This window comes from Sphingomonas sp. LY29, from assembly GCF_035593985.1.
Classification (GTDB): Bacteria; Pseudomonadota; Alphaproteobacteria; order Sphingomonadales; family Sphingomonadaceae; genus Sphingomicrobium.
On record NZ_CP141587.1, the window covers coordinates 1,766,030 to 1,791,837 of the forward strand.

29 protein-coding genes are annotated in these 25,808 nt (G+C 66.3%); 15 read left to right on the forward strand and 14 right to left on the reverse strand.

The features are described from left to right. Positions 1-2: 2 nt before the first annotated feature. Positions 3-1,676, reverse strand: coding sequence for a class I adenylate-forming enzyme family protein (locus SH584_RS08950; RefSeq protein ID WP_324806429.1), 1,674 nt, complete (start codon positions 1,674-1,676; stop codon positions 3-5). Positions 1,677-1,753: 77 nt separating this feature from the next. On the opposite strand from SH584_RS08950, the gene lgt reads away from it, so the two are divergent. The 5 genes from lgt to SH584_RS08975 are packed head-to-tail and all read left to right on the forward strand — an operon-like array spanning position 1,754 to position 6,261. Beyond that, on the forward strand, positions 1,754-2,647 hold the full coding sequence (gene lgt, locus SH584_RS08955; RefSeq protein WP_324806431.1) for a prolipoprotein diacylglyceryl transferase: 894 nt from the start codon (positions 1,754-1,756) through the stop codon (positions 2,645-2,647). Then, positions 2,644-3,663, forward strand: a complete 1,020-nt coding sequence (locus tag SH584_RS08960; RefSeq protein WP_324806433.1) for a class I SAM-dependent methyltransferase — start codon at positions 2,644-2,646, stop codon at positions 3,661-3,663. The genes lgt and SH584_RS08960 overlap by 4 nt, the downstream gene beginning before the upstream one ends. After that, positions 3,660-4,169 (forward strand): GNAT family N-acetyltransferase, encoded by a 510-nt coding sequence (locus tag SH584_RS08965; protein ID WP_324806435.1) that lies wholly within the window; start codon positions 3,660-3,662, stop codon positions 4,167-4,169. Before SH584_RS08960 ends, SH584_RS08965 begins: the two co-directional genes overlap by 4 nt. Beyond that, a complete protein-coding gene (pgeF, locus tag SH584_RS08970; RefSeq protein ID WP_324806437.1) occupies positions 4,166-4,927 on the forward strand; it encodes a peptidoglycan editing factor PgeF in 762 nt (253 codons plus the stop codon). Before SH584_RS08965 ends, pgeF begins: the two co-directional genes overlap by 4 nt. A 50-nt stretch (positions 4,928-4,977) precedes the next feature. After that, entirely contained in the window at positions 4,978-6,261 is a 1,284-nt protein-coding gene (locus SH584_RS08975; protein ID WP_324806438.1) for a cystathionine gamma-synthase family protein, read from the forward strand. A gap of 4 nt (positions 6,262-6,265) precedes the next feature. On the opposite strand, the gene SH584_RS08980 is transcribed toward SH584_RS08975, so the two are convergent. From SH584_RS08980 to SH584_RS08990, 3 genes are read right to left on the reverse strand one after another with little or no spacing between them, the layout of a single operon-like run. Next, the gene (locus SH584_RS08980) at positions 6,266-6,931 is read right to left on the reverse strand and encodes an HAD family hydrolase (RefSeq protein ID WP_324809545.1); all 666 of its coding nucleotides are present in this window, start codon (positions 6,929-6,931) and stop codon (positions 6,266-6,268) included. Between the two features lie 2 nt (positions 6,932-6,933). Then, positions 6,934-7,707 (reverse strand): NTP transferase domain-containing protein, encoded by a 774-nt coding sequence (locus SH584_RS08985; RefSeq protein ID WP_324806440.1) that lies wholly within the window; start codon positions 7,705-7,707, stop codon positions 6,934-6,936. Continuing rightward, on the reverse strand, positions 7,704-8,837 hold the full coding sequence (locus SH584_RS08990) for a CDP-alcohol phosphatidyltransferase family protein (RefSeq protein WP_324806442.1): 1,134 nt from the start codon (positions 8,835-8,837) through the stop codon (positions 7,704-7,706). Before SH584_RS08990 ends, SH584_RS08985 begins: the two co-directional genes overlap by 4 nt. Positions 8,838-8,929: 92 nt before the next feature. On the opposite strand from SH584_RS08990, the gene SH584_RS08995 reads away from it, so the two are divergent. The 4 genes from SH584_RS08995 to SH584_RS09010 are packed head-to-tail and all read left to right on the forward strand — an operon-like array spanning position 8,930 to position 12,347. Beyond that, complete coding sequence (locus tag SH584_RS08995; protein WP_416385129.1) at positions 8,930-10,027, forward strand: ABC transporter permease; 1,098 nt, start codon at positions 8,930-8,932, stop codon at positions 10,025-10,027. Further along, positions 10,024-10,803, forward strand: coding sequence for an ABC transporter ATP-binding protein (locus SH584_RS09000; RefSeq protein ID WP_322841550.1), 780 nt, complete (start codon positions 10,024-10,026; stop codon positions 10,801-10,803). Before SH584_RS08995 ends, SH584_RS09000 begins: the two co-directional genes overlap by 4 nt. Before the next feature lie 6 nt (positions 10,804-10,809). Further along, positions 10,810-11,763, forward strand: a complete 954-nt coding sequence (locus SH584_RS09005; RefSeq protein ID WP_322841549.1) for an MlaD family protein — start codon at positions 10,810-10,812, stop codon at positions 11,761-11,763. Further along, the gene (locus tag SH584_RS09010; protein ID WP_324806446.1) at positions 11,763-12,347 is read left to right on the forward strand and encodes an ABC-type transport auxiliary lipoprotein family protein; all 585 of its coding nucleotides are present in this window, start codon (positions 11,763-11,765) and stop codon (positions 12,345-12,347) included. Before SH584_RS09005 ends, SH584_RS09010 begins: the two co-directional genes overlap by 1 nt. 113 nt (positions 12,348-12,460) lie before the next feature. Here SH584_RS09010 and pepN read toward each other — a convergent pair whose 3' ends face one another. The 3 genes from pepN to SH584_RS09025 all read right to left on the reverse strand — a co-directional run bounded on the left by pepN (position 12,461) and on the right by SH584_RS09025 (position 15,555). Continuing rightward, entirely contained in the window at positions 12,461-15,061 is a 2,601-nt protein-coding gene (pepN, locus tag SH584_RS09015; protein WP_324806448.1) for an aminopeptidase N, read from the reverse strand. A 33-nt stretch (positions 15,062-15,094) separates the two neighbouring features. Next, positions 15,095-15,241: a hypothetical protein gene (locus SH584_RS09020; protein WP_322841546.1), complete on the reverse strand. Its 147-nt coding sequence runs from the start codon at positions 15,239-15,241 to the stop codon at positions 15,095-15,097. Between the two features lie 65 nt (positions 15,242-15,306). Continuing rightward, complete coding sequence (locus SH584_RS09025; RefSeq protein WP_324806450.1) at positions 15,307-15,555, reverse strand: excalibur calcium-binding domain-containing protein; 249 nt, start codon at positions 15,553-15,555, stop codon at positions 15,307-15,309. Between the two features lie 200 nt (positions 15,556-15,755). On the opposite strand from SH584_RS09025, the gene SH584_RS09030 reads away from it, so the two are divergent. Continuing rightward, positions 15,756-16,001 carry a hypothetical protein gene (locus SH584_RS09030; RefSeq protein WP_324806453.1) on the forward strand — a complete coding sequence of 82 codons (246 nt, stop codon included), beginning with the start codon at positions 15,756-15,758 and terminating at the stop codon, positions 15,999-16,001. 60 nt (positions 16,002-16,061) lie between these two features. Here SH584_RS09030 and SH584_RS09035 read toward each other — a convergent pair whose 3' ends face one another. The 6 genes from SH584_RS09035 to SH584_RS09060 are packed head-to-tail and all read right to left on the reverse strand — an operon-like array spanning position 16,062 to position 20,205. Next, positions 16,062-17,123: a ribonucleotide-diphosphate reductase subunit beta gene (locus SH584_RS09035; RefSeq protein ID WP_322841544.1), complete on the reverse strand. Its 1,062-nt coding sequence runs from the start codon at positions 17,121-17,123 to the stop codon at positions 16,062-16,064. A gap of 3 nt (positions 17,124-17,126) precedes the next feature. After that, entirely contained in the window at positions 17,127-17,483 is a 357-nt protein-coding gene (locus tag SH584_RS09040; RefSeq protein ID WP_324806456.1) for a hypothetical protein, read from the reverse strand. Beyond that, entirely contained in the window at positions 17,483-17,794 is a 312-nt protein-coding gene (locus SH584_RS09045) for a hypothetical protein (RefSeq protein WP_324806458.1), read from the reverse strand. The genes SH584_RS09040 and SH584_RS09045 overlap by 1 nt, the downstream gene beginning before the upstream one ends. After that, positions 17,791-18,006 (reverse strand): hypothetical protein, encoded by a 216-nt coding sequence (locus SH584_RS09050; protein ID WP_324806459.1) that lies wholly within the window; start codon positions 18,004-18,006, stop codon positions 17,791-17,793. The genes SH584_RS09045 and SH584_RS09050 overlap by 4 nt, the downstream gene beginning before the upstream one ends. Beyond that, entirely contained in the window at positions 18,003-18,323 is a 321-nt protein-coding gene (locus SH584_RS09055; protein ID WP_324806461.1) for a hypothetical protein, read from the reverse strand. Before SH584_RS09055 ends, SH584_RS09050 begins: the two co-directional genes overlap by 4 nt. Before the next feature lies 1 nt (position 18,324). Then, on the reverse strand, positions 18,325-20,205 hold the full coding sequence (locus SH584_RS09060; protein WP_324806463.1) for a ribonucleoside-diphosphate reductase subunit alpha: 1,881 nt from the start codon (positions 20,203-20,205) through the stop codon (positions 18,325-18,327). 371 nt (positions 20,206-20,576) lie between these two features. Here SH584_RS09060 and SH584_RS09065 point away from each other — a divergent pair, with 371 nt between their 5' ends. After that, on the forward strand, positions 20,577-21,713 hold the full coding sequence (locus tag SH584_RS09065; RefSeq protein WP_324806465.1) for a glycosyltransferase family 87 protein: 1,137 nt from the start codon (positions 20,577-20,579) through the stop codon (positions 21,711-21,713). Positions 21,714-21,717: 4 nt separating this feature from the next. On the opposite strand, the gene SH584_RS09070 is transcribed toward SH584_RS09065, so the two are convergent. After that, on the reverse strand, positions 21,718-22,212 hold the full coding sequence (locus tag SH584_RS09070) for a DUF3617 domain-containing protein (protein ID WP_322841537.1): 495 nt from the start codon (positions 22,210-22,212) through the stop codon (positions 21,718-21,720). A gap of 110 nt (positions 22,213-22,322) precedes the next feature. Here SH584_RS09070 and uvrB point away from each other — a divergent pair, with 110 nt between their 5' ends. From uvrB to SH584_RS09090, 4 genes are all read left to right on the forward strand, one after another. Then, a complete protein-coding gene (uvrB, locus tag SH584_RS09075) occupies positions 22,323-24,515 on the forward strand; it encodes an excinuclease ABC subunit UvrB (RefSeq protein ID WP_324806467.1) in 2,193 nt (730 codons plus the stop codon). 37 nt (positions 24,516-24,552) lie between these two features. After that, positions 24,553-24,906 (forward strand): hypothetical protein, encoded by a 354-nt coding sequence (locus SH584_RS09080; RefSeq protein ID WP_324806470.1) that lies wholly within the window; start codon positions 24,553-24,555, stop codon positions 24,904-24,906. 77 nt (positions 24,907-24,983) lie between these two features. After that, positions 24,984-25,574, forward strand: a complete 591-nt coding sequence (locus SH584_RS09085) for a hypothetical protein (protein WP_324806472.1) — start codon at positions 24,984-24,986, stop codon at positions 25,572-25,574. After that, entirely contained in the window at positions 25,562-25,759 is a 198-nt protein-coding gene (locus tag SH584_RS09090) for a hypothetical protein (protein WP_324806474.1), read from the forward strand. Before SH584_RS09085 ends, SH584_RS09090 begins: the two co-directional genes overlap by 13 nt. The last annotated feature ends 49 nt before the right edge of the window (positions 25,760-25,808 follow it).

A 25,808-nucleotide genomic window follows, 5' to 3' on the forward strand; every position in this document is an offset into this window, starting at 1 on the left:
CGTCAGTCGGTGAGTTTCTGCTTGAGCGCCACGCGGTCGATCTTGCCGGTGCCAAGCCGGGGAAGCGGCGCGTCGGCGAACTCCATCCGTGCGGGCACCTTGAAGGCCGCCAGCCGGCCGTCGAGGAATTTGCGAAGATCCGCCTCGCTCAACGTGCTGCCCTCGCGGCGATGGAGCACCGCGACCGGCACTTCGCCCAGCCGTTCGTCGGGGACCCCGAACACCGCCGCCTCGGCAATGCCCTCGCAGGCGTAGAGTGCGGCCTCGACCTCGGCCGCGGCGATATTCTCGCCGCCGCGGATGATGATGTCCTTTTTGCGGTCGACGATGAACAGATAGCCTTCGTCGTCGAGGTAGCCGATGTCGCCGGTCTTCATGAAACCGTCGGCGGTGAAGGCGGCGGCCGTTGCCGCATCGTTCTTCCAATAGCCTTCGATGTTCGCGGCGCTCTTGATGCCGATCTCGCCGCGCTCGTTGGGCGGCAGGTGGGCGTCATTCTCGCCGAGGATCGCCAGCTCGACATAGGGCGCCTGCGCGCGGCCCGTGGAGGAAGGCTTGTCGGCGTAATTGCCCCAGAAGTTGCTGCACCCGACCGCGTTGGTCTCGGTCAGGCCGTAACCGAGGGCGGGCTGCGAATTGGGGAAGGCCTGCTTGAGCCGGTCGACATGCGCGACCGGGCGCGGCGCGCCCCCGCCGGCGATGTCGGTCAGCGTCGACAGGTCGTAATTGCCGCAGTCGGGATGGTTCATCAGCTCGAGGCTCATCGTCGGGACGCCGACGAAATAGGTGATCTTCTCGCGCTCGATCAGGCGCAGCGCCTCGCCCGCATCCCACTTGGGCATCAACACCATGCCGCGCCCGATAACGAAGCTGTTGAGCAGCACCGGATCTTCGCCGGTGACGTGGAACAGCGGCACGTTGACCAGCGTGCGCGGCGGGTTGGCGGGCGGGCGGCCCTCGCTCTGCAGGATGCCGAGCAGCGTCATCAGCCCGGTGGCATAGGCGTAAACCCCGGTCGTCACCGCACGATGGGTCGACAACGCGCCCTTGGCGTCGCCGGTCGATCCGGACGTGAACAGGATCGTCGCGGGATCGTCCGGAGCGACCTGCGGCAGGTCGGCCGTGCCTCCCTCCCCCGACTCGATCGTGTCGGCAAAAGCTTCGCGGGCAGGCTTGGCGATATCGACCGAAACGACGTCCCCGGCAAAGCGCGTTGCGCCGATGCGGTGGGCGCGCGGCTCGTCGGCCAGGATCAGCCTGGGTTCGGTCAGTGCCAGCGCATGATCGAGTTCCTCGACCTGCCACCAGCCGTTGATCAGCGTCGCGATCGCGCCGGCCTTCAATGCCGCCATATAGCCGACGATCCACGCCGGGCAGTTGCGCATGGCGATTCCGACGCGGTCGCCCTTGGCGATTCCGCGGGCGACGAGGCCGCGCGCGACCTCGTCCGAAATCTCGTCGAGCGCGGCGAAGGTTAGGCGCTCCGACCCCGCGACGACTGCCTCGACCGCGCCGTTCAACGTGCAGAAGGTCTTGAAGAACATCGGCAAAGTCGCCGGGAAGTTGGCGACGATCGCGCGTCCCTGATCGTCGCGATCGATGACGACGCGTCCCCCGGGCCCGGTGACCGCGGCCAGCACCGCGTCAAATTTCAGGTCGAGCGGGGATGCGGACATTCGTCTCTCCTTGGCGTTTGCCTTGGGTCACCCTATGAGGCGGCAAGGATAAGGGGAAGCCCCATGGTGCGCAGTCGATGAGTGTCGTTTCGGTAGTTTTGGGTGCGCAGCAGGCGATCGCCTTTCCCGACCTGGGATTGTCGCCGGTCGCGCTCGACCTCGGCTTCTTCCAGTTGCGCTGGTACAGCCTTGCCTACCTTGCCGGGATTTTCCTCGGCTATTGGTATCTGCTCAAGCTGCTCAAGCAGCCCGGCGCGCCGATGGCCCGCCGTCATGCCGACGATCTCGTCTTCTATGCCTCGCTCGGGATCATCTTCGGCGGGCGGCTCGGCTACGTGCTGTTCTACAATCTGCCTTATTACGTCGCGAACCCGCTCGACATCCTGAAGCTGTGGGACGGGGGCATGAGCTTCCATGGCGGCGTCATCGGCACCTCGCTTGGCATCCTCTACCTAGCGCGAAAGGAGAAGCTGCCGTGGCTTCGCCTTCACGACTATGTCGCCTGCTGCGTTCCGCTTGGCCTGCTGTTCGGACGGCTCGCGAACTTCGTCAACGGTGAGTTGTGGGGGGCGCCGACCAACGTGCCGTGGGCGATCCGCTTCGTCGAAATCGGCGCCGGCGGGATGCAAGCGCTCGGGCCGCCGCGTCATCCGAGCCAGCTATACGAAGCGATCCTCGAAGGCCTCGTCGTCATGGCGATCCTCGCCTTCATGTTCTGGCGCACGCAGGCGCGGTACGAGCCGGGCAAGCTCGTCGGCGCCTTCATTTTCTTCTACGGAATCTTTCGCTTCGGGGTCGAATTCGTGCGCGAGCCCGATGCCCAGTTGACCGAGTTCGCGCAGGCGACCGGACTGCACATGGGGCAGTGGCTGACCGTGCCGATGATCGTCGGCGGCCTCTACCTGATGGCCACCGCGAAGAAGCGGCGCACCCGGGTCGAACCGACGCTGGGCGTGGAAAGCGTGGCGTGACTCCCGCCTCCCGTCCGCGGGAGGACCGGCCCGCCGACCCGACGTTCGCGAGGTTGCTACGCGACCGCATCGCCCGCGAGGGATTGATCACGGTGGGCCAGTATATGGCCGCGGCGAATGCGCACTATTACGCCACCCGCGACCCGTTCGGTCCCGCCGGCGATTTCGTTACCGCCCCCGAAATTCACCAGATGTTCGGGGAAATGGTCGGCGCGGCACTGGTCGACGTGTGGGATCGGGCAGGGCGGCCGACGGCGGCGATCTTTGCCGAACTGGGGCCGGGACGCGGAACGCTTGCCGCCGATGCACTAAGGGTGATGCGCGGCGCGGGATTTGCCGGCGAGGTCCATCTGGTCGAGACGAGCGCGACGCTCCGCAAGGCGCAGGCCGGGCGCGTGCCGGACGCCGTGTTTCACGACACGGTCGAGGGTCTTCCTGAACGCACGCTTCTGCTGATCGCCAACGAATTCTTCGATGCGCTTCCGGTCGAGCAGTGGGTTGGGGACGAGCAGCGGCGCGTCACGCTGAATGAAGGCGGTCTCGCTTTCACTACCGATGGCGACATTCGCGAGACCTCGCCGGATCGATCCGCGGCGATGGCCGTGATCGCCGACCGGTTGGCCCGGTCCGGCGGCGCCGCGCTGATCATCGATTATGGCTATGCCGGGGGCGAAACCGGCGACACGCTGCAGGCCGTCCGCGGCCATGCCCATGCCGATGCGCTGCAGGATCCCGGCGAGCAGGACCTCACCGCGCACGTCGATTTCGCCGCCCTCGCGACCGCCGCCCGAGGCGCAGGCGCTGTCCCGAGCCGCGTCGTCGGCCAGGGAAGCTGGCTCGAGACGCTCGGCATCGGCGTCCGCGCCTCGAGCCTTGCCGCGCGCAATCCCGCCCAGACCGAGGCGATCGCCGCCGCCCGCCGCCGTCTGTGCGACGAGGCGGAGATGGGGCGACTGTTCAAGGTGCTCGGCGTCCGGGCGCCCAACTGGCCCGATCTCGCAGGACTATCGACATGACCGTCACTTATCGCACCGCCGGACCCGACGATGCCGAGGCGCTCGCGCGTCTGGGCGCGGCGACCTTCAGCGACACCTTCGGCCATCTCTACGATCCCGCCGATCTCGCGCTCTTCCTCCAGTCGCACACGTCCGCCAACTGGGCGCGCGAATTGTCCGATCCCGCCTTTTCTGTACGCGTCGCCGAGCTGGACGGGGCGCTCGTCGGCTATGCCAAGCTCGGCCCGCCCAAGCTGCCGTTCGAACCGCGCGGAAACGCGGCCGAGCTTCGGCAGCTCTACGTGGTCGAGGCGTGCAAGGGGCAGGGCGTCGCCGCCACGCTGATGAACTGGGTCATCGACCGAGCGCGCGACCTTCGCGCCGACCATCTCTATCTGTCGGTCTTCACCGACAATCCGCGTGCGCGGCGGTTCTACGAGAAACTGGGGTTCGAGGCCGAGGGCACCTACGCCTTCATGGTCGGCAATCACGCCGACGAGGACATCGTCATGCGGCTGAAGCTGTGAGCCTCGATGTCGTCCGCGTGGCGACGCTTGGCGCGGTGCCGCATGGTTTCTTCGGCCGCGCGGGGGGCGTGTCGACGGGCGCGGTCGCGGGGCTCAATTGCGGGCTCGGCAGCGATGACGATCCGGCCGCGGTCGCGACCAACCGTCGCCTCGCCGCCGATGCGCTGAGCCCCGGCGCTCCGCTCACCAGCGTCTACCAAATTCATTCGGCCGACACGGTAGTGGTCACCGAAGCCGTCGAGGGCGACGCCCGTCCGCGCGCCGATGCGCTGGTCACCGACCGGCCCGGTCTGTTGCTTGGCATCGTTACCGCCGATTGCGCGCCGGTTCTGCTCGCCGACGTCGAGGCCGGCGTGGTCGGCGCCGCGCATGCCGGTTGGCGCGGCGCGGTTGGCGGCGTCACCGATTCCGCCATCGCCTCCATGCTGACGCTGGGCGCCCGGGTCGATCGCATCGTCGCCGCGGTCGGCCCATGCATCGCCCGGGCGAGCTACGAGGTCGATCGCGCCTTCGCCGACCGCCTGATCGCCGACGATGCCGACAATGAGCGCTTCCTGGTCGAAGCGGGCGACCGTCCGCATTTCGACCTCGAAGCCTATGTCGTCGCGCGCCTCGCCGCAGCGGGCGTTCGCCGCGTCGAGGCGACCGGTCTCGACACCTACGCGCTCGAGGACCGCTTCTACAGCTTTCGCCGCTCGACCCATCGCGGCGAGCCGACCTACGGGCGGATGCTCAGCGCGATCGGCCTCCCGGCCTAGCGCCTCCGGGCATCAGCGGCTAAGGCCCGCGGCTTATCAGGAGAGCTTTTGTGACCAACACCCGCCGCCCCAAGGACGCCGCCACCACCATCGGCAACCACAAGCTCGATCCGTCGACGCTGATGATGGGCTATGGCTTCGATCCCGCACTCAGCGAAGGGTCCTTGAAGCCGCCGATCTTCCTCACTTCGACCTTCGTGTTCGAACGCGCGGCCGACGGGAAGCGCTTCTTCGAAGGCATCACCGGCAAGAGGCCGGGGGGCGGCATGGACGGCCTTGTCTATTCGCGCTTCAACGGTCCCAACCAGGAGATCCTTGAGGATCGCCTCGCTCTGTGGGAAGATGCCGAGGAGGCGCTGACCTTCTCCAGCGGCATGACCGCGATCACCACGCTGTTCCTGACCTTCGTTCGTCCCGGCGACGTCATCGTCCACTCGGGCCCGCTCTATGCGGCGACCGAAACCATCATCAATAAGATCCTCGGCCAGTTCGGGGTGAAGTATGTCGACTTCCCCGCCGGCGCGACCCGCGAGGAAATCGACGCGGTGATCGAGAGCGCCAAGACGATGGGCCGCGTCAGCCTGATCTATCTCGAAAGTCCGGCCAACCCGACCAACGCGCTGGTCGATGTCGAGGCGGTCCGCGACGCCCGTGCCGCCGCGTTCGACGCCGACGCGCTCCCGCCGATCGCGATCGACAACACCTTCCTCGGCCCGCTGTGGGCCAAGCCGCTCGAGCAGGGCGCCGACATCAGCGTCTACAGCCTGACCAAATATGCCGGCGGGCACAGCGACCTCGTCGCCGGCGGCCTCACCGGCAGCAAGGCGTTGCTCGGTCAGGTCCGCATGATCCGCAACACGATGGGCGGCATCTGTGATCCGCACACCGCGTGGCAGTTGATGCGCAGCCTCGAAACGCTCGAGCTGCGCATGACCCGCGCGGGCGAAAATGCCGAAAAGGTCTGCGCCTTCCTCCGCCATCACCCGAAGGTCGAGAGCGTCGGCTATCTAGGCTTCCTTGAACCCGGCTCGCGCCAGGCCGACATTTACAACCGCCACTGCAGCGGCGCTGGCTCGACCTTCTCGCTCTACCTGAAGGGCGGCGAGGCCGAGGCCTTCGCCTTCCTCGACGCGCTGAAGATCGCCAAGCTCGCCGTCAGCCTGGGCGGCACCGAAACGCTGGCGTCGGCGCCGGCGGCGATGACGCACTTGTCGGTCCCCGACGAGCGCAAGGCCGCGCTCGGGATCAGCGACAACCTTGTGCGCATTTCGATCGGCGTGGAGAAAGCGGAAGATTTGATTGCCGACTTTGAAGCCGCACTGAACGCCGTCTGAGGCTCTAGCCCCAGTCTTCGACCGCCCAGCCGCGTTGCGCGGCGAGGCGTCGTAGTCGGTCGTGCGGGTTCACCGCCACCGCCTCGTCGGCCCATTCGAAGACGGGCGCGTCGCTGGCGTGGTCGGAGTAGAAGCGCACTTTTCCGCGCTCCAGCGCCGACTTGCCCAACCAGTCGGTGAGCATCGTCAGCTTGGCGGGGCCATAGCAATTCTCGCCGTCGATCTTGGCGTGGACGCGATCGTCGAGCCCGATGATCGAGTTGGTGCCGATGCAATCGTCGAAGCCCAGCGCCTCTGCAATCGCGCGGGCGTAGAAGCGATAGCTAGCGGTTGCCATCACCACGCGGCGGCCTTCCGCCTTGTCGCGGGCGATCGCCGCGATCGCGCCGGGGCGGATATTGTTGGCCAGGGTCGCTTGCGCGAAGCTGTCAACCAGCGGCTTCAATTCGGCGGGATGGCGCAGGTGGCCGAGCAACAGGCGATGGTTGATTTCCTTCAACCGCCCCCGATCGATGACCTTGGCGACATAGGCCAGCATCGACAGCGCGCCGAACGGCAGGAACAGCAAGCGCCACGGTGCCCGGCGAAGCGCGCAATGAATCAAGAACGGTGTGTAGGTCGCGCGCTGGGTGACGGTGCGGTCCATGTCGTAGATGGCAAGGTCGGTCAGGCTCACGCGCGGCCCTCCAGGATGGCAGTGACGAGGGCGTGGTCGGCGGGCTTGTCGACATCGACCGCGCCGAGCGGATTGGCGAGCTCGACCTTGCGGATCGAAAGATTGAGCTTCCGTCCCACCGTGGCGAGAGTCTCGTCGAGGCTGCGCAGGCGCAGCGCCGCGCCAACCAGCGTCAGCGGGCCAAGCGCCGCGATCATTCGCCATCCTTTCTTGCGGTCTTGCTCGACCGAGCGCCACAGCCCGACCGCGCGCGCCGCGGCCGGGCTGCCGAACGCGAACAGGTTGGCGCCCGAATAGGCCCCGCCGCGAAAGCGAAGCCATGTCCGCTGCGTCTCGGGCAGGCGAGCGATCAAGGCGCGCCGCTCGACCAGGCCGATGGCGACGTCGGCGCCAGCCGCGTGTCGGCAAAAGTCGGCGATCATCGCCGGATCGAGCAGGGCATGATCGGCGGTCGTCACCACCAACGGATAGCGCGTCGCCGGATCCGACAGGATCGCGTCGAGCGTCGCGGCAATCGTCGCGCCCGACGCCTCGATCGACAGCGACTCGTCTCGTGGCAGGACTGCGGCGATCCGGCCGGCCTGCTGGGCAAGCACGCGCACCCGCCCGATCTGGGGACTGGCGAGCAGCGCCGCGACCGGCCGCGCCACCATCGGCACTCCGCCGACCGGGATCAGCGCCTTGAGGTCAGTGTCATGCGCTTCGGCAAAAGCATCGCGTCCCGGCCGCGACCCGGCCAGGACAAGGGCGGTCCATGCGACGTCGGTCATTCCGTCAGCCAGCTCACCACCGGGCGACCGCGGTCGCGACGACCATTGGCCTGCGCCAGCCGCACCGCATGGAAGATCAGCGACAGGATGGTCCAAAGCGCGACCAGCTCAATGCCCACGTCGGGACGCTGGATCAGCAGCGCCGCGACCAGGATGACCATGTTGGGATTGCGCCGCGCGGTGATCAGGCGGAAGCGGCTGTCGATCCGCCGCCACACGTGGATATGCATTCCGAAGCGGCGGACGAAGATCCCCTCGATCAGTCGCTGGGCGACGTATCCGAACACGATCGCGCCGACGATGAGCAGTTCGTAAACCCGCTCGAACGGGCGGCCATATTCGTTGAGACCCTCGGCCCACGCCCACCACCAGAAGGGCGGGTGGATGAGGTCGATGCCATGGTCGAAAATGTTGCCCCAGTGCGACGACTGGCCGGTGCAGCGCGCCAGCTTCCCGTCGACGGTGTCGAGCACCATGAAGACGAAGCCCGAGGCGATGCCGCTCCAGTAGTGCCCGTTGTAGAACAGGAAGAAGGCGGCGACGCAGAAGATCGCCCCAACCGCGGTGATCGCATTGGGCGACAGGCCCGCGAGCGCGGCCCAACGCGTCAGGTAAAAGGCGGGCTTTCGCCACAGGTAGAGCGTCAGCGCGTCGGTGACGCCCTTGTAGCTCGCGTCATAGGATGCGCGTTCGACCGCATCGACGTTCTCAGAGGTCAGCCGCATCACGAACGGCCGCTCGCGCTTGCGCAGCTTGCGATAGGCGAAGTCGGCGGTGTCGGCGTCCATCGTCGCCTCGTCTGCGGCGATGGTCTGTCCCTGCTCCATCGCGCTGGTGACTGCCCTGACGTCAGCATCGGCGACGACGTGCGCGATGACGGGGTGGCCGTCCTTGACCAGCGTCCGCCCGGGGGCGTCGGCCATGGTCACTAGCCATTCGGGATCCCACGCCCAGTTCAGATCGGCGTAGACTGCGGCGCGGCCTGGAATCGGCGTCGACGCCGGCTCCAGTCCCGCCTTGATCGCCAGCGCGTTGGCGCGCGCCGCGGCGTCCATTCCGAACGCCTTCGCCGGGTTGGCCCCGACGGTGAGGAACAGGGGCTTCTCGCCGCTCTCGACTTTGCTCGTCATCAATCGCGCTATACGGCAACAATCCCGGCAAAAAAGCGGCAATTCTGCTGGAGGCTTGCCGCCGCAAGCCATTTCGAGCAGGGTCGCGGGCGATGGGGGTTGCGTCGCACACCGATAATGGACCTGATGAATCGTTCCGCTGCGTCGGTTCGTTGACGATCGGTCGTGCCGCCTCCACCCAGCGTGAAATCGACGAGGCCCCTGATCCGCTGACGATCGACGTCGCCGGGGTCGAAAAGATCGATACTGTCGGCGCGTGGCTCCTTCACCGCGCGGTCCGTGATCGCAATGCCAGCATCGTCGGCGCGAGCGAGAGCGTCCAGGCGCTGCTCGATCAGGTCGCGGAGGCGGACTCGCCGGTCAAGGTCCGCCCCGACCGTCGCGGCGGCGTGACCCGCACGCTCGACGAGCTTGGCGGCTGGGTTGCCGAAAGCGGCAAGACGATGAAAGGGCTGGTCGGCTTCCTCGGCGCGGTGCTGATCGGCTTTGCCACCATCATCCGCCGGCCCAAGCGGTTCCGTCTCAATGCCGTCATCCAGCGCTTCGACGTCGTCGGCGTTCGCGCACTCGGCATCATCGGGCTGATGACCTTCCTGATCGGTATCGTCATCGGCCAGCAGGGCGCGGTCCAGCTTCAGCAGTTCGGCGCCGAAATCTACACGATCAACCTGATCGGCCGCCTGACCCTGCGCGAACTCGCCACGCTGATGACTGCGATCATGGTCGCCGGCCGCTCGGGCTCCGCCTTCGCCGCGCAGATCGGCACGATGAAGATCACCGAGGAAATCGACGCGATGCGCACCATCGGCGTGTCGCCGGTCGAGGCGCTGGTGATCCCGCGAATGCTCGCCGCGATCGTGATGATGCCATTGCTATCCTTCTACGCGATGGTGATGGCGCTGATCGGCGGCGGCATCTTCGTGTGGGTCGCGCTCGGCATCCCGCCGCTGACCTTCGTCCAGCGCCTTCAGGAAGTCGTGCCGATCACCGACCTGTGGGTCGGGCTGATCAAGGCGCCGGTGTTCGGCTTCATCATTGCGCTGACCGGCTGCTTCCAGGGCATGCAGGTCGAAGGAAATAGCGAGGAAGTCGGGCTCCGCACCACCAACGCGGTGGTCCAGTCGATCTTCATGGTGATCGTCCTCGACGCAGTGTTTGCGGTCTTCTTCAGTTCGGTGGGCTGGGGATGAGCGACGACACGATCATCTCGGTCCGCGGGCTTCGCAACAGCTTCGGGGAATCGGTCGTCCACGAAGGCCTCGACCTCGACGTCCGCCGCGGCGAGATCCTCGGCGTCGTCGGCGGATCGGGTACCGGCAAATCGGTGCTGATGCGCTCGATCATCGGCCTGCAGGTCCCCGATGAGGGCGAAGTTCATGTGCTCGGCGAAAACATGGTCGGCCGCGATGAGCTGGAGGCGAAGAACATTCGCCGCCGCTGGGGCATCCTGTTCCAGAACGGCGCCTTGTTCTCGACGCTGACCGTGGCTGAGAACGTCCAGGTTCCGATCCGCGAATATTTCCCGTTCATCCAGCCGCCGCTGCTCGACGAGATTGCGGGCTACAAGATCCGGATGTCGGGCCTTCCCGCCGATGCGGGTCCGAAATATCCGTCCGAACTGTCGGGCGGGATGCGTAAGCGCGCCGGCCTCGCCCGCGCGCTCGCGCTCGATCCCGAACTGCTGTTTCTCGACGAACCGACCGCGGGTCTCGACCCGATCGGCGCGGCGGCGTTCGACGAACTGATCAAGGGCCTGAAGGAAAAGCTCGAGCTAACCGTCTTCCTCATTACCCACGACCTCGACACCCTGTGGGCGATCTGCGACCGCGTCGCGGTGCTCAGCGACAAGAAGGTCGTGGCCGTCGGGACGATTGAAGAATTGCTCAAGATGGACCATCCTTGGATTCAAGAATATTTTAACGGGCCCCGCGGCCGCGCCGCCGTCGCCGGTCTGAAGGAAAAGTAAGAGCCGATGGAAACGCGTTCGAACCATGTGCTCGTCGGCACAGTCACCCTCGCCCTGCTCGCTGGGCTGCTCATCTTCATCGTCTGGCTCGCCGGTCTGTCGAACAAGGCGACCAAATGCTTCGACATTTATTTCAGCCAGGGCGTCGGCGGCCTCAATCGCGGCTCGCCGGTCAATTTCCAAGGCGTTCCGGTCGGTCAGATCGAAAAGATCAGCCTGCTTCCAGATCGCCCTGAGTTCGTGTGGGTCCGGGTCGAGGTCGATGGCGAAACCCCGATCCTCCAAGGCACCACCGCGCAGATCCGCGGCGTCGGCTTCACCGGCGTCAGCGAAATCGCGCTCGAGGGCGCGGTAAAGGGCGCTCGCCCTTTGGTCCAGTTGGGGCCGCAGGGCTGTCCGGTCATCCCGGCAAGCTCGGGCGGGCTCGGCGCGCTGCTTAACTCGGCGCCTGAACTGATCGACCGCATCCAGCGCCTGACCGAGCGCCTGACCGAATTGCTCAGCGACAAGAACCAGAATGCGGTCAGCGACATCCTCGAGAATGTCGACGAGACCACCCGCGTCCTCGCCGAGCGCGCCCCCGATCTTGCCGACGCCATCGGCGACGCACGCATCGCCGCGCGCCAGGCCGGGATTGCCGCCGCCCGCGTCGGCGCGCTCGCCGACAGCACCAATCGCCTCGTCGAAAATGAAGCAACCCCCGCCGCGCAGGATCTCCGCAAGGCGATCGGTTCGGTTCAGCGGGCCGCCGACAATCTCGACGCCGTAGTCGCCGATGCGCGCCCCGGCATCCAGAATCTGACCAAGTCGACGCTGCCCGAAGCGAACAAGCTGGTCCGCGACCTCCGCGACCTGTCGGACTCGCTCAGCCAATTCTCCGATCGCCTGAACAACGACGGTGCGCTGGGTGTGCTCGGCCCCGAAAAGCTCCCCGACTATAAGCCCGGAAAGACCAAATGATGCGTACACCTCGCCTGGCTCTTGTCGGACTGACCGCGCTTTCGCTCGCCGCCTGCTTCGGCGGCAAGAAGGTCCCGCCGACGCTGCTGACGCTGACCAGTGCCGCGCCGGCGCCTGCGGCGATCACCCGCTCGGCCACGCCGGGCGAGGCGATCACGATCGATGTCCCGGTGATCCCCAAGGAAATCTCGACCACGCGCGTTCCCGCGCTCGTCGGGCCGACCGCGGTCGCCTACATTGAAAACCTGCAGTGGGTCGAAACGCCCGACCGCCTGTTCCAGGACCTCGTCCAGGAAACGGTGATGCGGACGACCAGCCGCGTTGTGCTCGATCCGCGCCAGGCTTCGCTCGATCCGGGGCTGAAGCTGACCGGCAACCTCACCCGCTTCGGCTATGACACCGCCACCCAGTCGGTGGTCGTGCGCTATGACGGCGCGCTGTCGCGCGATGGTGGCACCCGCGTCGAAACGCGCCGGTTCGAAGCCAGCGTTCCCGCCGACGGCACCGCGCTCACGGTCGGGCCGGCGCTCAACGCCGCCGCCAACCAGGTCGCGTCGCAGATCGCGAGCTGGGTCGCCAACTGATGAGCCGCAACGCGAAGATGGCCATCTTCGCGATTGTGATGATCGCCCTGATCCTGCTGGCGGGCAAGTGCGCCTATGGCGCCGGCGAGTGGCTCGGCGCGCACTAGGCGGCGTCAGCCGAGGCTCTTCGACGCCTGCTCGAACGTGTCCTTCGACAGGCCCGGTGTCGCCACGATCCGCTCCAGCTCGGCCCGCATCAGCGGGGCGCGACCCGGCTCCATCCGCCGCCAGCGGCCGAGCGCGGGCACTTGCCGCGCGGCAACCTGCGGGTTGGCGGAATCGATCTCGATGATGCGGTCGGCGAGAAAGCGATAGCCGCGACCCGACGCATGGTGGAACACCCACTGGTTGGCGGCAAAGTTCGCCACCAGCGCGCGCCAGCGGTTGGGGTTGCGCAGGGTAAAGTCGGGATGCTTCGCCAGCGCCTCGACCACGTCGAGCGTATCCTCGCGCTGCGCCATGCCCGCCTGCAGCGCGAACCACTTGTCGAGCACCAGCGTGTTGTCGGCATAGCGCGCATAGAAGTCGTCGAACGCCGCCGCCCGCTCGGGCGCGTCGAGGCTGGCGAGGACCGCGAGCGCGCCTTGCCGCTCGGTCATCGTCGTCGCCGCGTCATACTGCGCCTTCGCCAGCGCCGCGCCGTCGGCGGGGTTGCCGGCGGCGATCAGGCCGAGCGCGACGCTGCGCAGGCGGCGAACGCCCTTGGCCGTCGGCGAAAGGTCGGCGCCATCGGCACGGGCAGCCTGAGCGTCCTTGAGTTCGCTGGCCAAGGCGGCGCCGATCGCGTGGGCGAGCGCCCGGCGGCTGGCGTGGATCGCGTCGGGGTCGACCTGCTCCATGCGGTCGCCGATCAGGCTCTCGCTCGGCAGTGACAGCGCCTCGCCCTTGAACGCCGGATCGAGCGCGTTGGAGGCGAGGGTGCCGCGCACCGCCTCGATCACCGGCGCCGGGTCGACCGGCTGTCCCTGCGCGCCCGCGACAAGCACGCGCATCATCAATTCCTGCACCGCTTCGTAGCGAGCGAACGGGTCGGGATCGACCGCCGCCAGCCGCTCGAGATCGCCCGCTTCACGCGCGACATCGAGGATGACGGGGGCGGAGAAGCCGCGGTTGATCGACAGCATCGGCCGCTCGGTCGCGTCGAACTCGACCGATGCTTCGGCGGTGTCGAGCAACACCAGTCGCTCCTCGCCGATCGCCTCGCGGCTGTCCGCGCCGATCAAGCCAACGCGCAGCGGGAGCACCATCGGCGACTTGCCGGACTGCCCGGGGGTGTCGGGGATCGCCTGCGTCAGGTGAAGCACCGCCTTGCCCGCCGCCGCGTCATGGTCGATCCGCGCGGTGACCTTCGGGGTTCCCGCCTGGCTGTACCACAAGCGGAACTGGCCGAGGTCGACGCCGCTGGCATCCTCCATCGCCTTTACGAAATCCTCGCACGTCGCGGCGGTGCCGTCGTGACGGTCGAAGTAAAGGTCGCTGCCGCGCCGGAACGCCTCGTCGCCAAGGATGGTGCGCATCATGCGGATCACCTCGGCGCCCTTGTTGTAGACGGTCGCGGTGTAGAAATTGGTGATCTCGACGTAGGATTCGGGCCGGATCGGATGCGCCAGCGGCCCGCTGTCCTCTGGGAATTGCGCGGCGCGGAGCAGGCGGACGTCGTCGATCCGCTTGACCGCTTCCGACCCCATGTCGGCCGAAAAGCACTGGTCGCGGAAGACGGTGAAGCCTTCTTTCAGGCTGAGCTGGAACCAGTCGCGGCAGGTGACGCGATCGCCCGACCAATTGTGGAAATATTCGTGGGCGACGACGCCCGCGACATTGTCGAAATCACCGTCGGTCGCGCTGTCCTGGTCAGCCAGTACGTAGCGCGAATTGAAGATGTTGAGGCCCTTGTTCTCCATCGCGCCGAAGTTGAAATCGTCGACCGCGACGATGTTGAACTGACCCAGGTCATACTCGCGGCCATAGACCTCTTCATCCCACGTCATCGCCGCCTTCAGGCTGGCCATCGCATGGGCGGTGCGCGGCAGGTCGTCGGGACGGACGTAGATGGCAAGGTCGACGGTGCGCCCGCTCAACGTGACGAAGGTGTCGCGGTTGGCGGCGAGGTCGGCAGCGACCAGCGCGAACAGATAGCTCGGCTTGGGGAAGGGATCTTCCCACACCGCCCAGTGCGTGCCGCCTTCGCCCTCGCCGGATTCGACCAGGTTGCCATTGGCGAGCAGCACCGGATAGCGCGCCTTGTCGGCGCTCATCCGCACGCGATAGCGCGACAGCACGTCGGGGCGGTCGGGATGGAAGGCGATGCGGCGGAAGCCCTCGCTTTCGCACTGGGTGCAGAGATTCCCGCCCGAGGCGTAGAGCCCCATCAAATGCGTGTTCGCGGACGGGTTGAGCTCGACCTCGGTCTCGATCGTCGCGCTGTCGCCGGCGATGTCGATCACCAGCATGTCACCGTCCATCCGCCAGCGCGCCTCGCCGCCGTCGACAGTAACGCGGAGCGGGGTCAGCTCATCGCCCGCCAGCCGCAGCGGCCGGTCATGCTTGCCATTGCGCGTGACGGTCAGCGTCGAACGGACGCGGGACTTTTCGCCATCGAGCGCGAAGTCGAGCGCGACGTCGGGCACCCACCAATCGGGCGGGCGATAGTCCTTGCGGTGGATGGCGACATGCTCCGGCGAGGGCGGAGCTTCGGGATTAAGGCGGGCGTCCATGTGGCGTGAGGTAGGGAGCCGAGCGCGCTTCGCCTAGTCCTTCTTCTTCGCCGCGGCGCCCTTCTTGCCCAGGATCGACTGCGCCTTGGACGAGGTGCGCGGGTTCGATTTCCCCTCCTTCGCCGCCGCCGCATTGGCGCGCTTCGCGGCGTGACTTCCGTGGCCCTTGGTTTCCGACATCGGTGCTGCTCCTTTGTTCAGGAGCGTAACGCGCGACGGCAAGAATGTGACATCAGATGGATGCTTCAACGAATAGGTTCACAGGCCACACCATCGCCGTCACCATCCATTGTCTCGCGATAGCCTGGCTCGCCAGCTCTGATAGGCGCTTTCCCGAGGGCGCGAACTTCATAGCAACCGCTGTAATGAACTGAAGTTTCTATTCTCTGCGCTTCTTCATCGCTCATGAACATCGCCGGCGGAATTGAAGCCCACGCAAGACCTCCCACGCCGCCTAAAATTACCGCATTGATCAGTATCGCCTTCGCATCCATTCCACGAATATTCCGAGGACCGGTGTAAAAATAATGAAGATCGCCTCACTGATCTTGAGCGAAGACGGTCTTTACGCGAAGGCGTCAAATCCTCGTCGGCAACTCTGGCGAAGGGCAAGCCTTGGTAAAGGTCGTGCGCGCTTGAAGCTGCGTTAAGGGCGCTAACCTGTTCCTAACCGATCGCGGGGTAGGGGGTGGTCATGGCCAGCCCGCTCCCCACCGGAAAGCAATCCGTCAACCTCGCCTCGACCGCGGTGCCCGGATCGCGCATTCGCCGCGACCCGCCGAAGCCGGAAAAAGTGAAGATCGTCGTCGATCCCGAGTCGCGCGACCAGTTCGACGCGATCGTCGGCATCACCGCCTTCGCGCTGGCGATCGCGGTGATCCTGCTTGGGGTAGCGCTATACGGCGGCTGGTCGCCCAGTCAGTACACGCTGGAGATTTGAAGTCGCGGCGCCCGCCGCGACTTCATTCATAATCACCCCGCCGCATATTCGACGGGCGAGCTACTCCGCCGCCACGCCAGCCCGGCTGAACATGTCCCCCTCGCCCTCACCGGCACCTTCGGCGGCAACGTCGTTGCTCGCCTTGGCCTTCTGGCGGACGTCGAAGCGGTTCCAGACATCGTTCCAGTCGCCGCGGGTGGCCGCCTTCGAATATTCCGTCGCGCGGGTTTCGAAGAAGTTGGCGTGCTCGACACCATTGAGCAGCGGGGCGAGCCAGGGGAGCGGGTGCTCCTTGATCCGATAGATCGGCGGCAGGTGCAGCTGGCCCAGGCGCCAGTCGGCGATGTAGCGGATGTACGCCTTGATATCGTCGGCGGTCATGCCTTCGACCGGGCCGTGCTCGAACGCCAGGTCGATGAACGCGTCTTCAAGACGGACGGTCTTGAAGCACTGGTCCATGATCTCGTCCTTGACGTTGGCGGTCAGGCAATCGCGCTCCTTCACGAAGGCGTGATAGAGGCGGATGATGCCTTCGCAGTGGAGGCTTTCGTCGCGGACCGACCAGCTGACGATCTGCCCCATGCCCTTCATCTTGTTGAAGCGCGGGAAGTTCATCAGCATCGCGAAGCTGGCGAACAGCTGCAGCCCCTCGGTGAAGCCGCCGAACATCGCCAGCGTCTTGGCGATGTCCTCGTCGGTGTCGACGCCGAAGGTGTTCAGATAGTCGTGCTTGTCCTTCATCTCCTTATACTGAAGGAACATGCCATACTCGCTCTCGGGCATGCCGATGGTGTCGAGCAGGTGGCTGTAGGCGGCGATGTGCACCGTCTCCATGTTGGAGAAGGCGGCGAGCATCATCTTGATCTCGGTCGGCTTGAACACGCGGCCGTACTTCTCGTGGTAGCAATCTTGCACCTCGACGTCGGCCTGCGTGAAGAAGCGGAAGATCTGCGTCAGCAGGTTGCGCTCATGGTCGCTGAGCTTCTGCGCCCAGTCGCGGCAATCCTCGCCCAGCGGCACTTCCTCGGGCATCCAGTGGATCTGCTGCTGCCGCTTCCAGAAGTCGAACGCCCACGGGTATTCGAACGGCTTGTACTGCTTGCGTGCTTCTAAAAGGCCCATGGGTCAGACTCCTGAAAATTCGATGGCGGTGGCGGCGCCGAGGACGACGGCGCCAAGCGCGACGATGATGATGAGGGCGCGGCGGTTGCGAGCGGTCTGCTGCTCGTCGACCGGCGTGGCGGGGGCGCGGCGCGAGTTGATCAGCAGGACGCCGAACATCGGCAGCATGAACGAGGCCGGTGACGGATCGTCCATCCATCGCGGCAGAACGCCGATCTTGCCAAGCAGGTAGGCCGCGAACAGGGCCACCCCGACGGAGGCGATCGCGACGCCGGCCCACTGCAACCAATTATAAGGACGAAGCGGCGGACCCTGCTCCTCATAGGCGTTCGGATCGAATTGATGCGTGCGATACCCCATCAGCCGGCGGCTCCGGGGAAGAAGGGACGAACCAGCAGCGGCAGCGCGAGCGCGAGGAGGCCGAGCCCGGCGAACAGCGAGACGAGGCGGCGAAGCTTCGGCTGGCGCGCCGACAGCCATAGGACGCCGCCCGCCATCACGAATAGCAGCCCCGCGGCGGGATTGGCGTCGCCAAGGCCGCCAAGGCGAAGCGGCGGGTCGGCCGCTTGGGCCAGCAGCAGCGCGGCGACGATCAGCAGCCCGCCCGCGCCAAGCGCCAGGCCGGCGCGTTGCGTGGGATCGCTGGGAAGGGTAGGGAAGGCCACGGTCATGCCGCGCCCGGCCGGCCGGCGAGCCCGACCGCGAAGATTACCAGCAGCACGCCCAAGGCGGTCAGCATCGTTCCCGACATCCGCCGAACGACCATTCCCGCTTCGCTGCCGCGGCGCGAGCGCGCGAGCAACGTCACACCGATCACCAGTGCGATCGCAGCGGCGCCGAGCATGATGAAGGTCGCAAGGCCGATGTCGGCGAGGCTGGTCACGGCGCGGTCGGTCCCTTGCGCCGGATGATCGCGAACCAGATGAGGCCGATCGCCGCCAGCGCGGGCAGCGCCCACAGCCAGACGAACATGCCAATCTCCGCACCGCCGCCCGACAGCAGCCGTGCGCTGCAGCCCAGCTTCTGGACGTAGCCGAGGTCGCCCGCGCCCGACACGTCGCATTGCGTCGGCCAGGTGACCGCGCCGTCGAGCCACACGCCCGCCAGCGCCCACACCACCGAGGGGATGACGATCGCCCAGAAGCGGCGGCCGCCGACCTGGCGGTAGGTGTCCCGAAGTTCGCCTAGTTCCTTGCGCATCTTACTGGCAGGCCAGACATTCGTCATAGTCGGTCGTTGGCAGCTGGTACTTGGCCGGCTCGGCGGTGTTGTCGGCTTCGACTCCGCCCGCGAAGCCAGCACGCTGCACGCTCTTCGACCGCAAGTAGTAGAGCGACTTGATGCCAAGTTCCCACGCGCGGAAGTGCAGCATCATCAGGTCCCACTTGTCGACGTCGGCGGGGATGAACAGGTTCAGCGACTGCGCCTGGTCGATATAAGGCGTGCGGTCGCCGGCAAGCTCGAGCAGCCAGCGCTGGTCGATCTCGAAGCTGGTCTTGTAGGTGTCCTTTTCTTCCGACGTCAGGAAGTCGAGGTGGGCGACGCTGCCGCCCTGCTCCAGGATCGAATTCCACACCGCGTCACTGTTCTTGTGCTTCTCGGTCAGCAGCTTTTCCAGGTACGGATTGCGGATCGAGAAGCTGCCCGACAGGGTCTTGTGGGTGTAGATGTTCGCCGGGATCGGCTCGATGCAGGCGCTGGTGCCGCCGCAGATGATGCTGATCGACGCGGTCGGCGCGATCGCCATCTTGCAGCTGAAGCGCTCCATCACGCCCATGTCGGCGGCGTCGGGGCACGGTCCGCGCTCCTGCGCCAGCATCATCGATGCCTGGTCGACCTGCGCGCGGACATGCTTGAAGATCTTCAGGTTGAGCGACTTCGCCATCGCGCCTTCGAACGGAAGGCCGCGCGCCTGCAGGAAGCTGTGGAAGCCCATCACGCCAAGCCCGACCGAGCGCTCGCGCTCGCAGCTGTACTTGGCGCGTGCCATCTCGTCGGGGGCGCGGGCGATATAGTCGGACAGGACGTTGTCGAGGAAGCGCATCACGTCCTCGATGAACTGCTTGTCGCCGTTCCACTCGTCCCAGGTTTCCAGGTTGAGGCTGGAGAGGCAGCACACCGCGGTACGATCGGCGCCAAGGTGGTCCTTGCCGGTCGGAAGCGTGATTTCGCTGCACAGGTTCGACGTCGACACCTTGAGGCCAAGGTCGCGATGATGCTTTGGCATGTTCTTGTTCACCGTGTCGGCGAACACGATGTACGGCTCGCCGGTGGCGAGGCGGGTTTCGACCAGCTTCTGGAACAGCGAGCGGGCGTGGACCTTGCCGCGCTCGCTGCCGTCCTTGGGCGAGCGAAGGATGAAGTCCTCGCCCGAGCGGACCGCGTCCATGAAGTCGTCGGTGATCAGGACGCCGTGGTGCAGGTTGAGCGCCTTGCGGTTGAAGTCGCCCGACGGCTTGCGGATCTCCAGGAACTCCTCGATCTCGGGGTGCGAGATGTCGAGATAGACCGCGGCCGACCCACGGCGCAGCGAGCCCTGGCTGATCGCCAGCGTCAGGCTGTCCATCACGCGGACGAATGGGATGATCCCGCTGGTCTTGCCGTTCAGGCCGACCGGCTCGCCGATGCCGCGCACCGCGCCCCAATAAGTGCCGATGCCGCCGCCCTTCGACGCCAGCCAGACATTCTCGTTCCACGTGTCGACGATGCCGTTGAGGCTGTCACTGACCGAGTTGAGGTAGCAGCTGATCGGCAGGCCGCGGCCGGTGCCGCCGTTCGACAGGACCGGGGTCGCGGGCATGAACCACAGCTTGGAGATATAGTCATAGACGCGCTGCGCATGGTCCTGGTCGTCGGCGTAGGCCGACGCGACGCGCGCAAACAGGTCCTGGTAGGATTCGCCCGGAAGCAGATAACGGTCGCGAAGCGTGTCCTTGCCGAACTCGGTCAGCAGGGCGTCGCGGGTCGAATCGGTGACGACGTCGAACGCGCGAGCGTCGATCGTCTTGCTGTCGCGCTTGGGCGCCGCATCGGTGACCAGCACATCGTCCGCGCCGACATCGCTCGAGCTTGCAAAATCCATCGTCATTCCCCGTCCGCTGGGCCGTTCGATGACGGCCTGTTCTATATCTGTTCGACTCGGTGCCATGGCGGCCAGCCTAGCCTATTTGCAGCGGCATTGCGCCTCTTTCGGCGGCTCGTCCCCGATATCCACAGGGCACGAGCAGCCTCATGCGGAAGATAAGCATCTTCCGCCCCAACCACAATTAGTTGAGAGTGACCCCCGTCGCTACACAACAGATAGTGGCTGAATGCGCGCGAAACACAAGATGAAAAACGACGGACCGTGAAAAATTCGGTGTCCCGCTCTGTGGCAAACCGTGCATTAACCGCGAGCAGGCTAAGGCTGCGATATCGGACCGGTGAGCGCCGGACGCGAAGGGGGAAGGCGTTTTGCGGGAACGGGCGATTCGAAATGCCGCATTCGTCATCGCGGCGCTGTTCGGCGGCGTCATCCTCAACGTCTTCTGGATCCTGCTGACCGACCCCAAGGCGGTCGATTTCCTCGCTTATTGGGCGGCGGGAAAGATGGTCCTGGGCGGCGCCGGAGCGGATATCTACGACATCGCGGCGCATCGCGCGGTCGAAAGCCTCGTCGTCGAGCCCGGGTTGATGCCCTTTCCCTATCCGCCGCCATTCGCGCTGCTGGTCGCACCGTTCGGGGCGCTGCCGTTCGGCCCGTCGTTCATCGTGTGGACGGTGCTGACGGGGGCGTTCTACTTATTCGCGTCGCGGCGGTGGATGGCTCCGTCGATCGCGCTCTCCCAGCCGGGCGTCCTCATCAACGGCTTTATCGGCCAGAATGCATTCCTGACTTCAGGCCTGTTCATGGGCGGGGCCGCGCTGCTCGATCGCCGGCCGTTCTTGGCCGGGGCGATCATCGGCCTACTGGTGATCAAGCCGCAACTGGCGCTGATGCTTCCCGTCGCGATGATCGCCGGCCGGCAGTGGCACGCGATCCTTGGCGGTGCGACCTCGGCCGCCGTGGCGCTGCTGGCCGGGCTGCTCGTGCTCGGTCTTGACGGTTACACCGCCTTCTTCGCGCTGCTCGCCGAGCACGCCAACTTCGTCGCGACCGACCGCTGGCCCTGGGCCGAACTGGCGAGCGTCTACGCACTGGTCCGGTCGCTCGGCGTGGGCGCGGACGCGGCGTGGGTCGCGCACGGCCTTGTCGCGCTGGGAGCTGCGACCATGGTCTGGCTGGCCTGGCGCGGCGACCATCCGGGCAAGGTCGCCATCCTCGCGGCGGGGACTCTGCTGCTGCCGCCCTACCTGCTGACCTACGATTGCATTCTCTTGGGATTGGCCGTGGCATGGCTGATCGGCGACGCGCGGCGTCTTGGCCTTGGCGTCGTCGTGTTCCTCTTGTCGCTGGTGCACGTCGGCGGTGTGTTCCGCCTCTATCCGCCGATCAACGGCCTGCCGGTCGCGGCGATGCTGGCGATGGGCGCGATCTTCTGGCTCGGCCGTCGCGCCGAACGGGACGACGGGGCCGAGGCATCGCTGCCCCAGACCCCGTCGACCGTCTGATCATTTAGCCCGCGGCGGGGGCGGGGCAGGCGCCGACGCGCTTGCCGGTGACCTTTTCCTGAAGTTCGTAATCGCCCGTTCCGGTGAAAGTCGAGGCGGCGGTGACCAGCGCTTCGAACCCGTCGGCAGTGTAATTGCCGTCGGCGCCCGCCTGGACCGCGCCCTTGCCCGACCGGGTGCAGCCGTACTGGATCGAGATCCGGCCCGAGCGGACGTAGCTGTTCTGGACGGTACACTTGTCGCCCTTTTCGACGAACATCGCCGGGTCGATCGTGCCGTCGGCGGCAACGCAGGCGCGGCGCGTCGTCTTCTCGCCCTTGGCCTTGTAGGCGGTGCCCGGCGTGGTCTTGTCGAGCGACGCGAGCTTCAGCACTTCGCCGGTCACTTCATATTCGCCGGCCTGAAGCTGCGCTGCCTTTTCGGGCGCGGGTGGCGGCGGCGCCTCGCTTCCGCACGAGGCGGCAAGGACGGACATGGCGGTGATGGCGATAAGACGCATGGATAACTCCCCTGTTGGGGCGTCGAAGATGGGCCCCTTGGCCGCCAGCATATCCACAAGCATCGCCATTACAATTGCCGTTGGCCGATGTCGCACCCATATTCGCGGCCATGGCCATCCAGATCCGTACCAGCCTGTCCGAGCCCGAGACCGGCGAAACCTTCGTTCCCCACCGCCCGCAGCGCCCCACAAAGGCGGAGGGCGGGCGCCGGTTCGTGATCAAGTCGGACTATGAACCGGCAGGGGACCAGCCGACCGCGATTGCCGAGCTGGTCGACGGGATCCGCAACGGCGGCGAGATGAACCAGGTGCTGCTCGGCGTCACCGGGTCGGGCAAGACGTTCACCATGGCCAAGGTGATCGAGGCGGTGCAGCGCCCCGCGCTGATCCTCGCGCCCAACAAAATTCTTGCGGCGCAGCTCTATGGTGAATTCAAGAGCTTCTTTCCCGACAATGCGGTCGAATATTTCGTCAGCTACTACGATTATTATCAGCCCGAGGCCTATGTGCCGCGGTCAGACACCTACATCGAGAAGGAAAGCTCCGTGAACGAGGCGATCGACCGGATGCGCCACTCGGCCACCCGATCGCTGCTCGAGCGCGACGACGTCATCATCGTCGCCTCGGTGTCGTGCCTCTACGGTATCGGCTCGGTCGAAACCTATTCGGCGATGATCTTCGACCTGAAGAAGGGCCAGTCGGCCGACCAGCGCGAGATCATCCGCAAGCTGGTCGCGCTTCAGTACAAGCGCAACGACGCCGCCTTCGCCCGAGGCAATTTCCGGGTGAAGGGCGACAATCTGGAAATCTTCCCGTCGCACTATGAGGACACGGCGTGGCGCGTCTCCTTCTTCGGCGACGAGGTCGAGGAGATCGTCGAATTCGATCCGCTCACCGGCAAGAAGGTCGCCAGCCTCGATTACGTGAAGGTCTACGCCAACAGCCACTATGTGACCCCCGGCCCGACGCTGAAGCAGGCGATGGGCGCGATCCGGCACGAGCTGGAGGAGCGGCTGAAGGAGCTGGAGGCCGAGGGCAAGCTGATCGAGCATCAGCGGATCGAGCAGCGCACCAACTTCGACCTGGAGATGATCGCCGCGACCGGGTCGTGCGCAGGAATCGAGAATTACAGCCGCTTCCTGACCGGCCGCCTGCCGGGCGAGCCGCCGCCCACGCTGTTCGAATATCTGCCCGACAACGCGCTGCTGTTCGTCGACGAAAGCCACCAGACGGTGCCGCAGATCGGCGCGATGGCGAAGGGCGATCACCGTCGCAAGATCACGCTCGCCGAATATGGCTTCCGCCTGCCGAGCTGTATCGACAACCGCCCGCTGCGCTTCAACGAATGGGACGCGATGCGCCCGCAGTCGGTGTTCGTATCGGCGACCCCTGGCAATTGGGAGATGGAGGCGACCGGCGGCGTCTTCTCCGAACAGGTCATCCGCCCGACCGGGCTGATTGACCCGCCGGTCGAGATCAAGCCGGTCGAGGACCAGGTCGACGACCTCGTCCACGAAGCCAAGAAGGTCGCCGCGGCGGGCTATCGCACGCTGGTCACCACGCTGACCAAGCGCATGGCCGAGGATCTGACCGAATATCTGCACGAGGCAGGGCTGCGCGTCCGCTACATGCACTCCGACGTGGAGACGCTGGAGCGCATCGAGCTGATCCGTGACCTTCGGCTGGGAGTCTACGACGTGCTGGTCGGCATCAACCTGCTGCGCGAAGGTCTCGACATTCCCGAGTGCGGCCTGGTCGCGATCCTCGACGCCGACAAGGAGGGCTTCCTTCGCTCCGAGACGTCGCTGATTCAGACCATCGGCCGCGCCGCGCGCAACATCGACGGCCGCGTCATCCTCTATGCCGACCGCACGACCGGCAGCATGGAGCGCGCGCTGGCCGAAACCGGCCGCCGCCGCGAAAAGCAGGAAGCGTATAACGTCGAGCACGGCATCACGCCGGCCACCATCAAGCGCGACATCGCCGACATTATTGCGCACGTCTCGACGCGCGACGGGGTCGTCATCGGCACCGGTGACGAGGATCGCCCGCACCTCGTCGGGCACAACCTCAAGGCCTATATCGCCGACCTCGAAAGCCGCATGCGCAAGGCCGCCGCCGACCTCGAGTTCGAGGAGGCGGGCCGGCTTCGCGACGAAATCCGCAAGCTTGAGGAAGACGACCTCGGCCTTCCACACCAGGAACGCCGCGCGCCGCGCTTCGCGGGCAATTCGACCGAGGGCAAGCCGGGGACCCGCAAGGGCCGCTTCGGCAAACAGGGCCGGACCAAGTTCGGCCGCTGAGGCTTGCGCATCGCGCGCGGGGCCGTAGCGTCGCGCCATGGCGATGTTGCTTGCCCTTGCGCTGATGCAGTCAGCGCCGCTCGACGTCGCCGGTGCGGTCGCTGCGCAGGAGTGCGGGCGCGACCTTAAGGGTGCCGATGCCGTCGTATGCGGACGCCGCGGCCAGCGCGAGCGCTACCGGATGCCCGATCGCGACAAGGGCTGGGACCCCGACGCCGGCGTCGAAAGCGTGATGCGGGAGCGGCACCGCTGGGCCGAAGGCGGGGAGGCGGGCGTCGACAGTTGCGGTCCGGTCGGACCGGCGGGACACACCGGCTGTTTCGCCCGCTCGTTCAACCAGCGGATGCAGCAGACCCAGTGGAAGAGCAACATTCCGACCAAGCGCTGGTAGCCGCCCTCGTCCAGTCGCGGGACAGCCATTGCGGCAGTGCGGGATACGCTTGGGCCGCGACGCGTTAGGCGGCTGAAATGCTCAAATATCTTCCCATCACCCCGTTCGTCCTCGCCATCGTCCTCGTCGCCTGCACCGGCAGCGATCCGGTCGCCGAGGATGCCGCCGCTCCCTCGGAGGAAATGCTCGGCGATGCCGGCGCTGAAGGCCTTGCCGCACCCGCCAACGCGGCGGCGGCCGAGGCCGCGGTGCAGGAGTCGACCCCGCTTCCGCAGAACGGGATGCTGTGGACGCTCAACGGCACCGAGAAGCTCGCGACCTTCGGTGCGGCGGGCGACGCCCCGTCATTCTCGGTTCAATGTCGTCCGGCCAATGGCGGCGGGCGCGAACTGGTGGTGACCCGCGGCGCGCTGGCTCCCGACGGGGAAAAGGGCACCCTCAGTTTCACCGGCAACGGCTCCGCCTCCTCGCTTCCCGTCCGCGGCGTCTCGCCCAAGGCGGGCGAGGCCTATTGGCAGGCGATCGTCAAACCCGGCGATGAAACCCGCGCGGTCGCCCGCGCCTTTGCCGGCGGCGGCGTGGTCCAGATCGGCGTCAGCAACGGCCCCGGCTTGCCGGTCCCCGCCTCGCCCGAGGCGCAGCAGATCCTGCAGGAATGCGCAGCGTGAAGACGATCCTGCTCATCGCCGGCATCGCTGCCCTGTTGATGGGATTGCTGTGGATCGGACAAGGCACTGGCGTCGTCGACTGGCCGTCGTCCGGCTTCATGATCGACCAGCGGCCGTGGGCGCTTCGCGGCGCGCTGCTGGCCGGGCTCGGCGCATTCCTCATCTACCGCGCGCGACGCCGCTAACGAAAAGGGCGACCGTTTCCGGCCGCCCCTTCCTTTTGTCATGACCCGT

Excerpts from the sequence above, each read along its gene's own strand:
- SH584_RS08950 (WP_324806429.1), bottom strand. The coding sequence starts at position 1,676 with ATGTCCGCATCCCCGCTCGACCTGAAATTTGACGCGGTGCTGGCCGCG.
- lgt (WP_324806431.1), top strand. The coding sequence starts at position 1,754 with ATGAGTGTCGTTTCGGTAGTTTTGGGTGCGCAGCAGGCGATCGCCTTT.
- SH584_RS08965 (WP_324806435.1), top strand. The coding sequence starts at position 3,660 with ATGACCGTCACTTATCGCACCGCCGGACCCGACGATGCCGAGGCGCTC.
- SH584_RS08985 (WP_324806440.1), bottom strand. The coding sequence starts at position 7,707 with ATGACCGACGTCGCATGGACCGCCCTTGTCCTGGCCGGGTCGCGGCCG.
- SH584_RS08990 (WP_324806442.1), bottom strand. The coding sequence starts at position 8,837 with ATGACGAGCAAAGTCGAGAGCGGCGAGAAGCCCCTGTTCCTCACCGTC.
- SH584_RS08995 (WP_416385129.1), top strand. The coding sequence starts at position 8,930 with ATGGGGGTTGCGTCGCACACCGATAATGGACCTGATGAATCGTTCCGC.
- SH584_RS09000 (WP_322841550.1), top strand. The coding sequence starts at position 10,024 with ATGAGCGACGACACGATCATCTCGGTCCGCGGGCTTCGCAACAGCTTC.
- SH584_RS09005 (WP_322841549.1), top strand. The coding sequence starts at position 10,810 with ATGGAAACGCGTTCGAACCATGTGCTCGTCGGCACAGTCACCCTCGCC.
- SH584_RS09010 (WP_324806446.1), top strand. The coding sequence starts at position 11,763 with ATGCGTACACCTCGCCTGGCTCTTGTCGGACTGACCGCGCTTTCGCTC.
- pepN (WP_324806448.1), bottom strand. The coding sequence starts at position 15,061 with ATGGACGCCCGCCTTAATCCCGAAGCTCCGCCCTCGCCGGAGCATGTC.
- SH584_RS09020 (WP_322841546.1), bottom strand. The coding sequence starts at position 15,241 with ATGTCGGAAACCAAGGGCCACGGAAGTCACGCCGCGAAGCGCGCCAAT.
- SH584_RS09025 (WP_324806450.1), bottom strand. The coding sequence starts at position 15,555 with ATGGATGCGAAGGCGATACTGATCAATGCGGTAATTTTAGGCGGCGTG.
- SH584_RS09030 (WP_324806453.1), top strand. The coding sequence starts at position 15,756 with ATGGCCAGCCCGCTCCCCACCGGAAAGCAATCCGTCAACCTCGCCTCG.
- SH584_RS09035 (WP_322841544.1), bottom strand. The coding sequence starts at position 17,123 with ATGGGCCTTTTAGAAGCACGCAAGCAGTACAAGCCGTTCGAATACCCG.
- SH584_RS09040 (WP_324806456.1), bottom strand. The coding sequence starts at position 17,483 with ATGGGGTATCGCACGCATCAATTCGATCCGAACGCCTATGAGGAGCAG.
- SH584_RS09045 (WP_324806458.1), bottom strand. The coding sequence starts at position 17,794 with ATGACCGTGGCCTTCCCTACCCTTCCCAGCGATCCCACGCAACGCGCC.
- SH584_RS09055 (WP_324806461.1), bottom strand. The coding sequence starts at position 18,323 with ATGCGCAAGGAACTAGGCGAACTTCGGGACACCTACCGCCAGGTCGGC.
- SH584_RS09060 (WP_324806463.1), bottom strand. The coding sequence starts at position 20,205 with ATGGATTTTGCAAGCTCGAGCGATGTCGGCGCGGACGATGTGCTGGTC.
- SH584_RS09070 (WP_322841537.1), bottom strand. The coding sequence starts at position 22,212 with ATGCGTCTTATCGCCATCACCGCCATGTCCGTCCTTGCCGCCTCGTGC.
- uvrB (WP_324806467.1), top strand. The coding sequence starts at position 22,323 with ATGGCCATCCAGATCCGTACCAGCCTGTCCGAGCCCGAGACCGGCGAA.
- SH584_RS09080 (WP_324806470.1), top strand. The coding sequence starts at position 24,553 with ATGGCGATGTTGCTTGCCCTTGCGCTGATGCAGTCAGCGCCGCTCGAC.
- SH584_RS09085 (WP_324806472.1), top strand. The coding sequence starts at position 24,984 with ATGCTCAAATATCTTCCCATCACCCCGTTCGTCCTCGCCATCGTCCTC.
- SH584_RS09090 (WP_324806474.1), top strand. The coding sequence starts at position 25,562 with ATGCGCAGCGTGAAGACGATCCTGCTCATCGCCGGCATCGCTGCCCTG.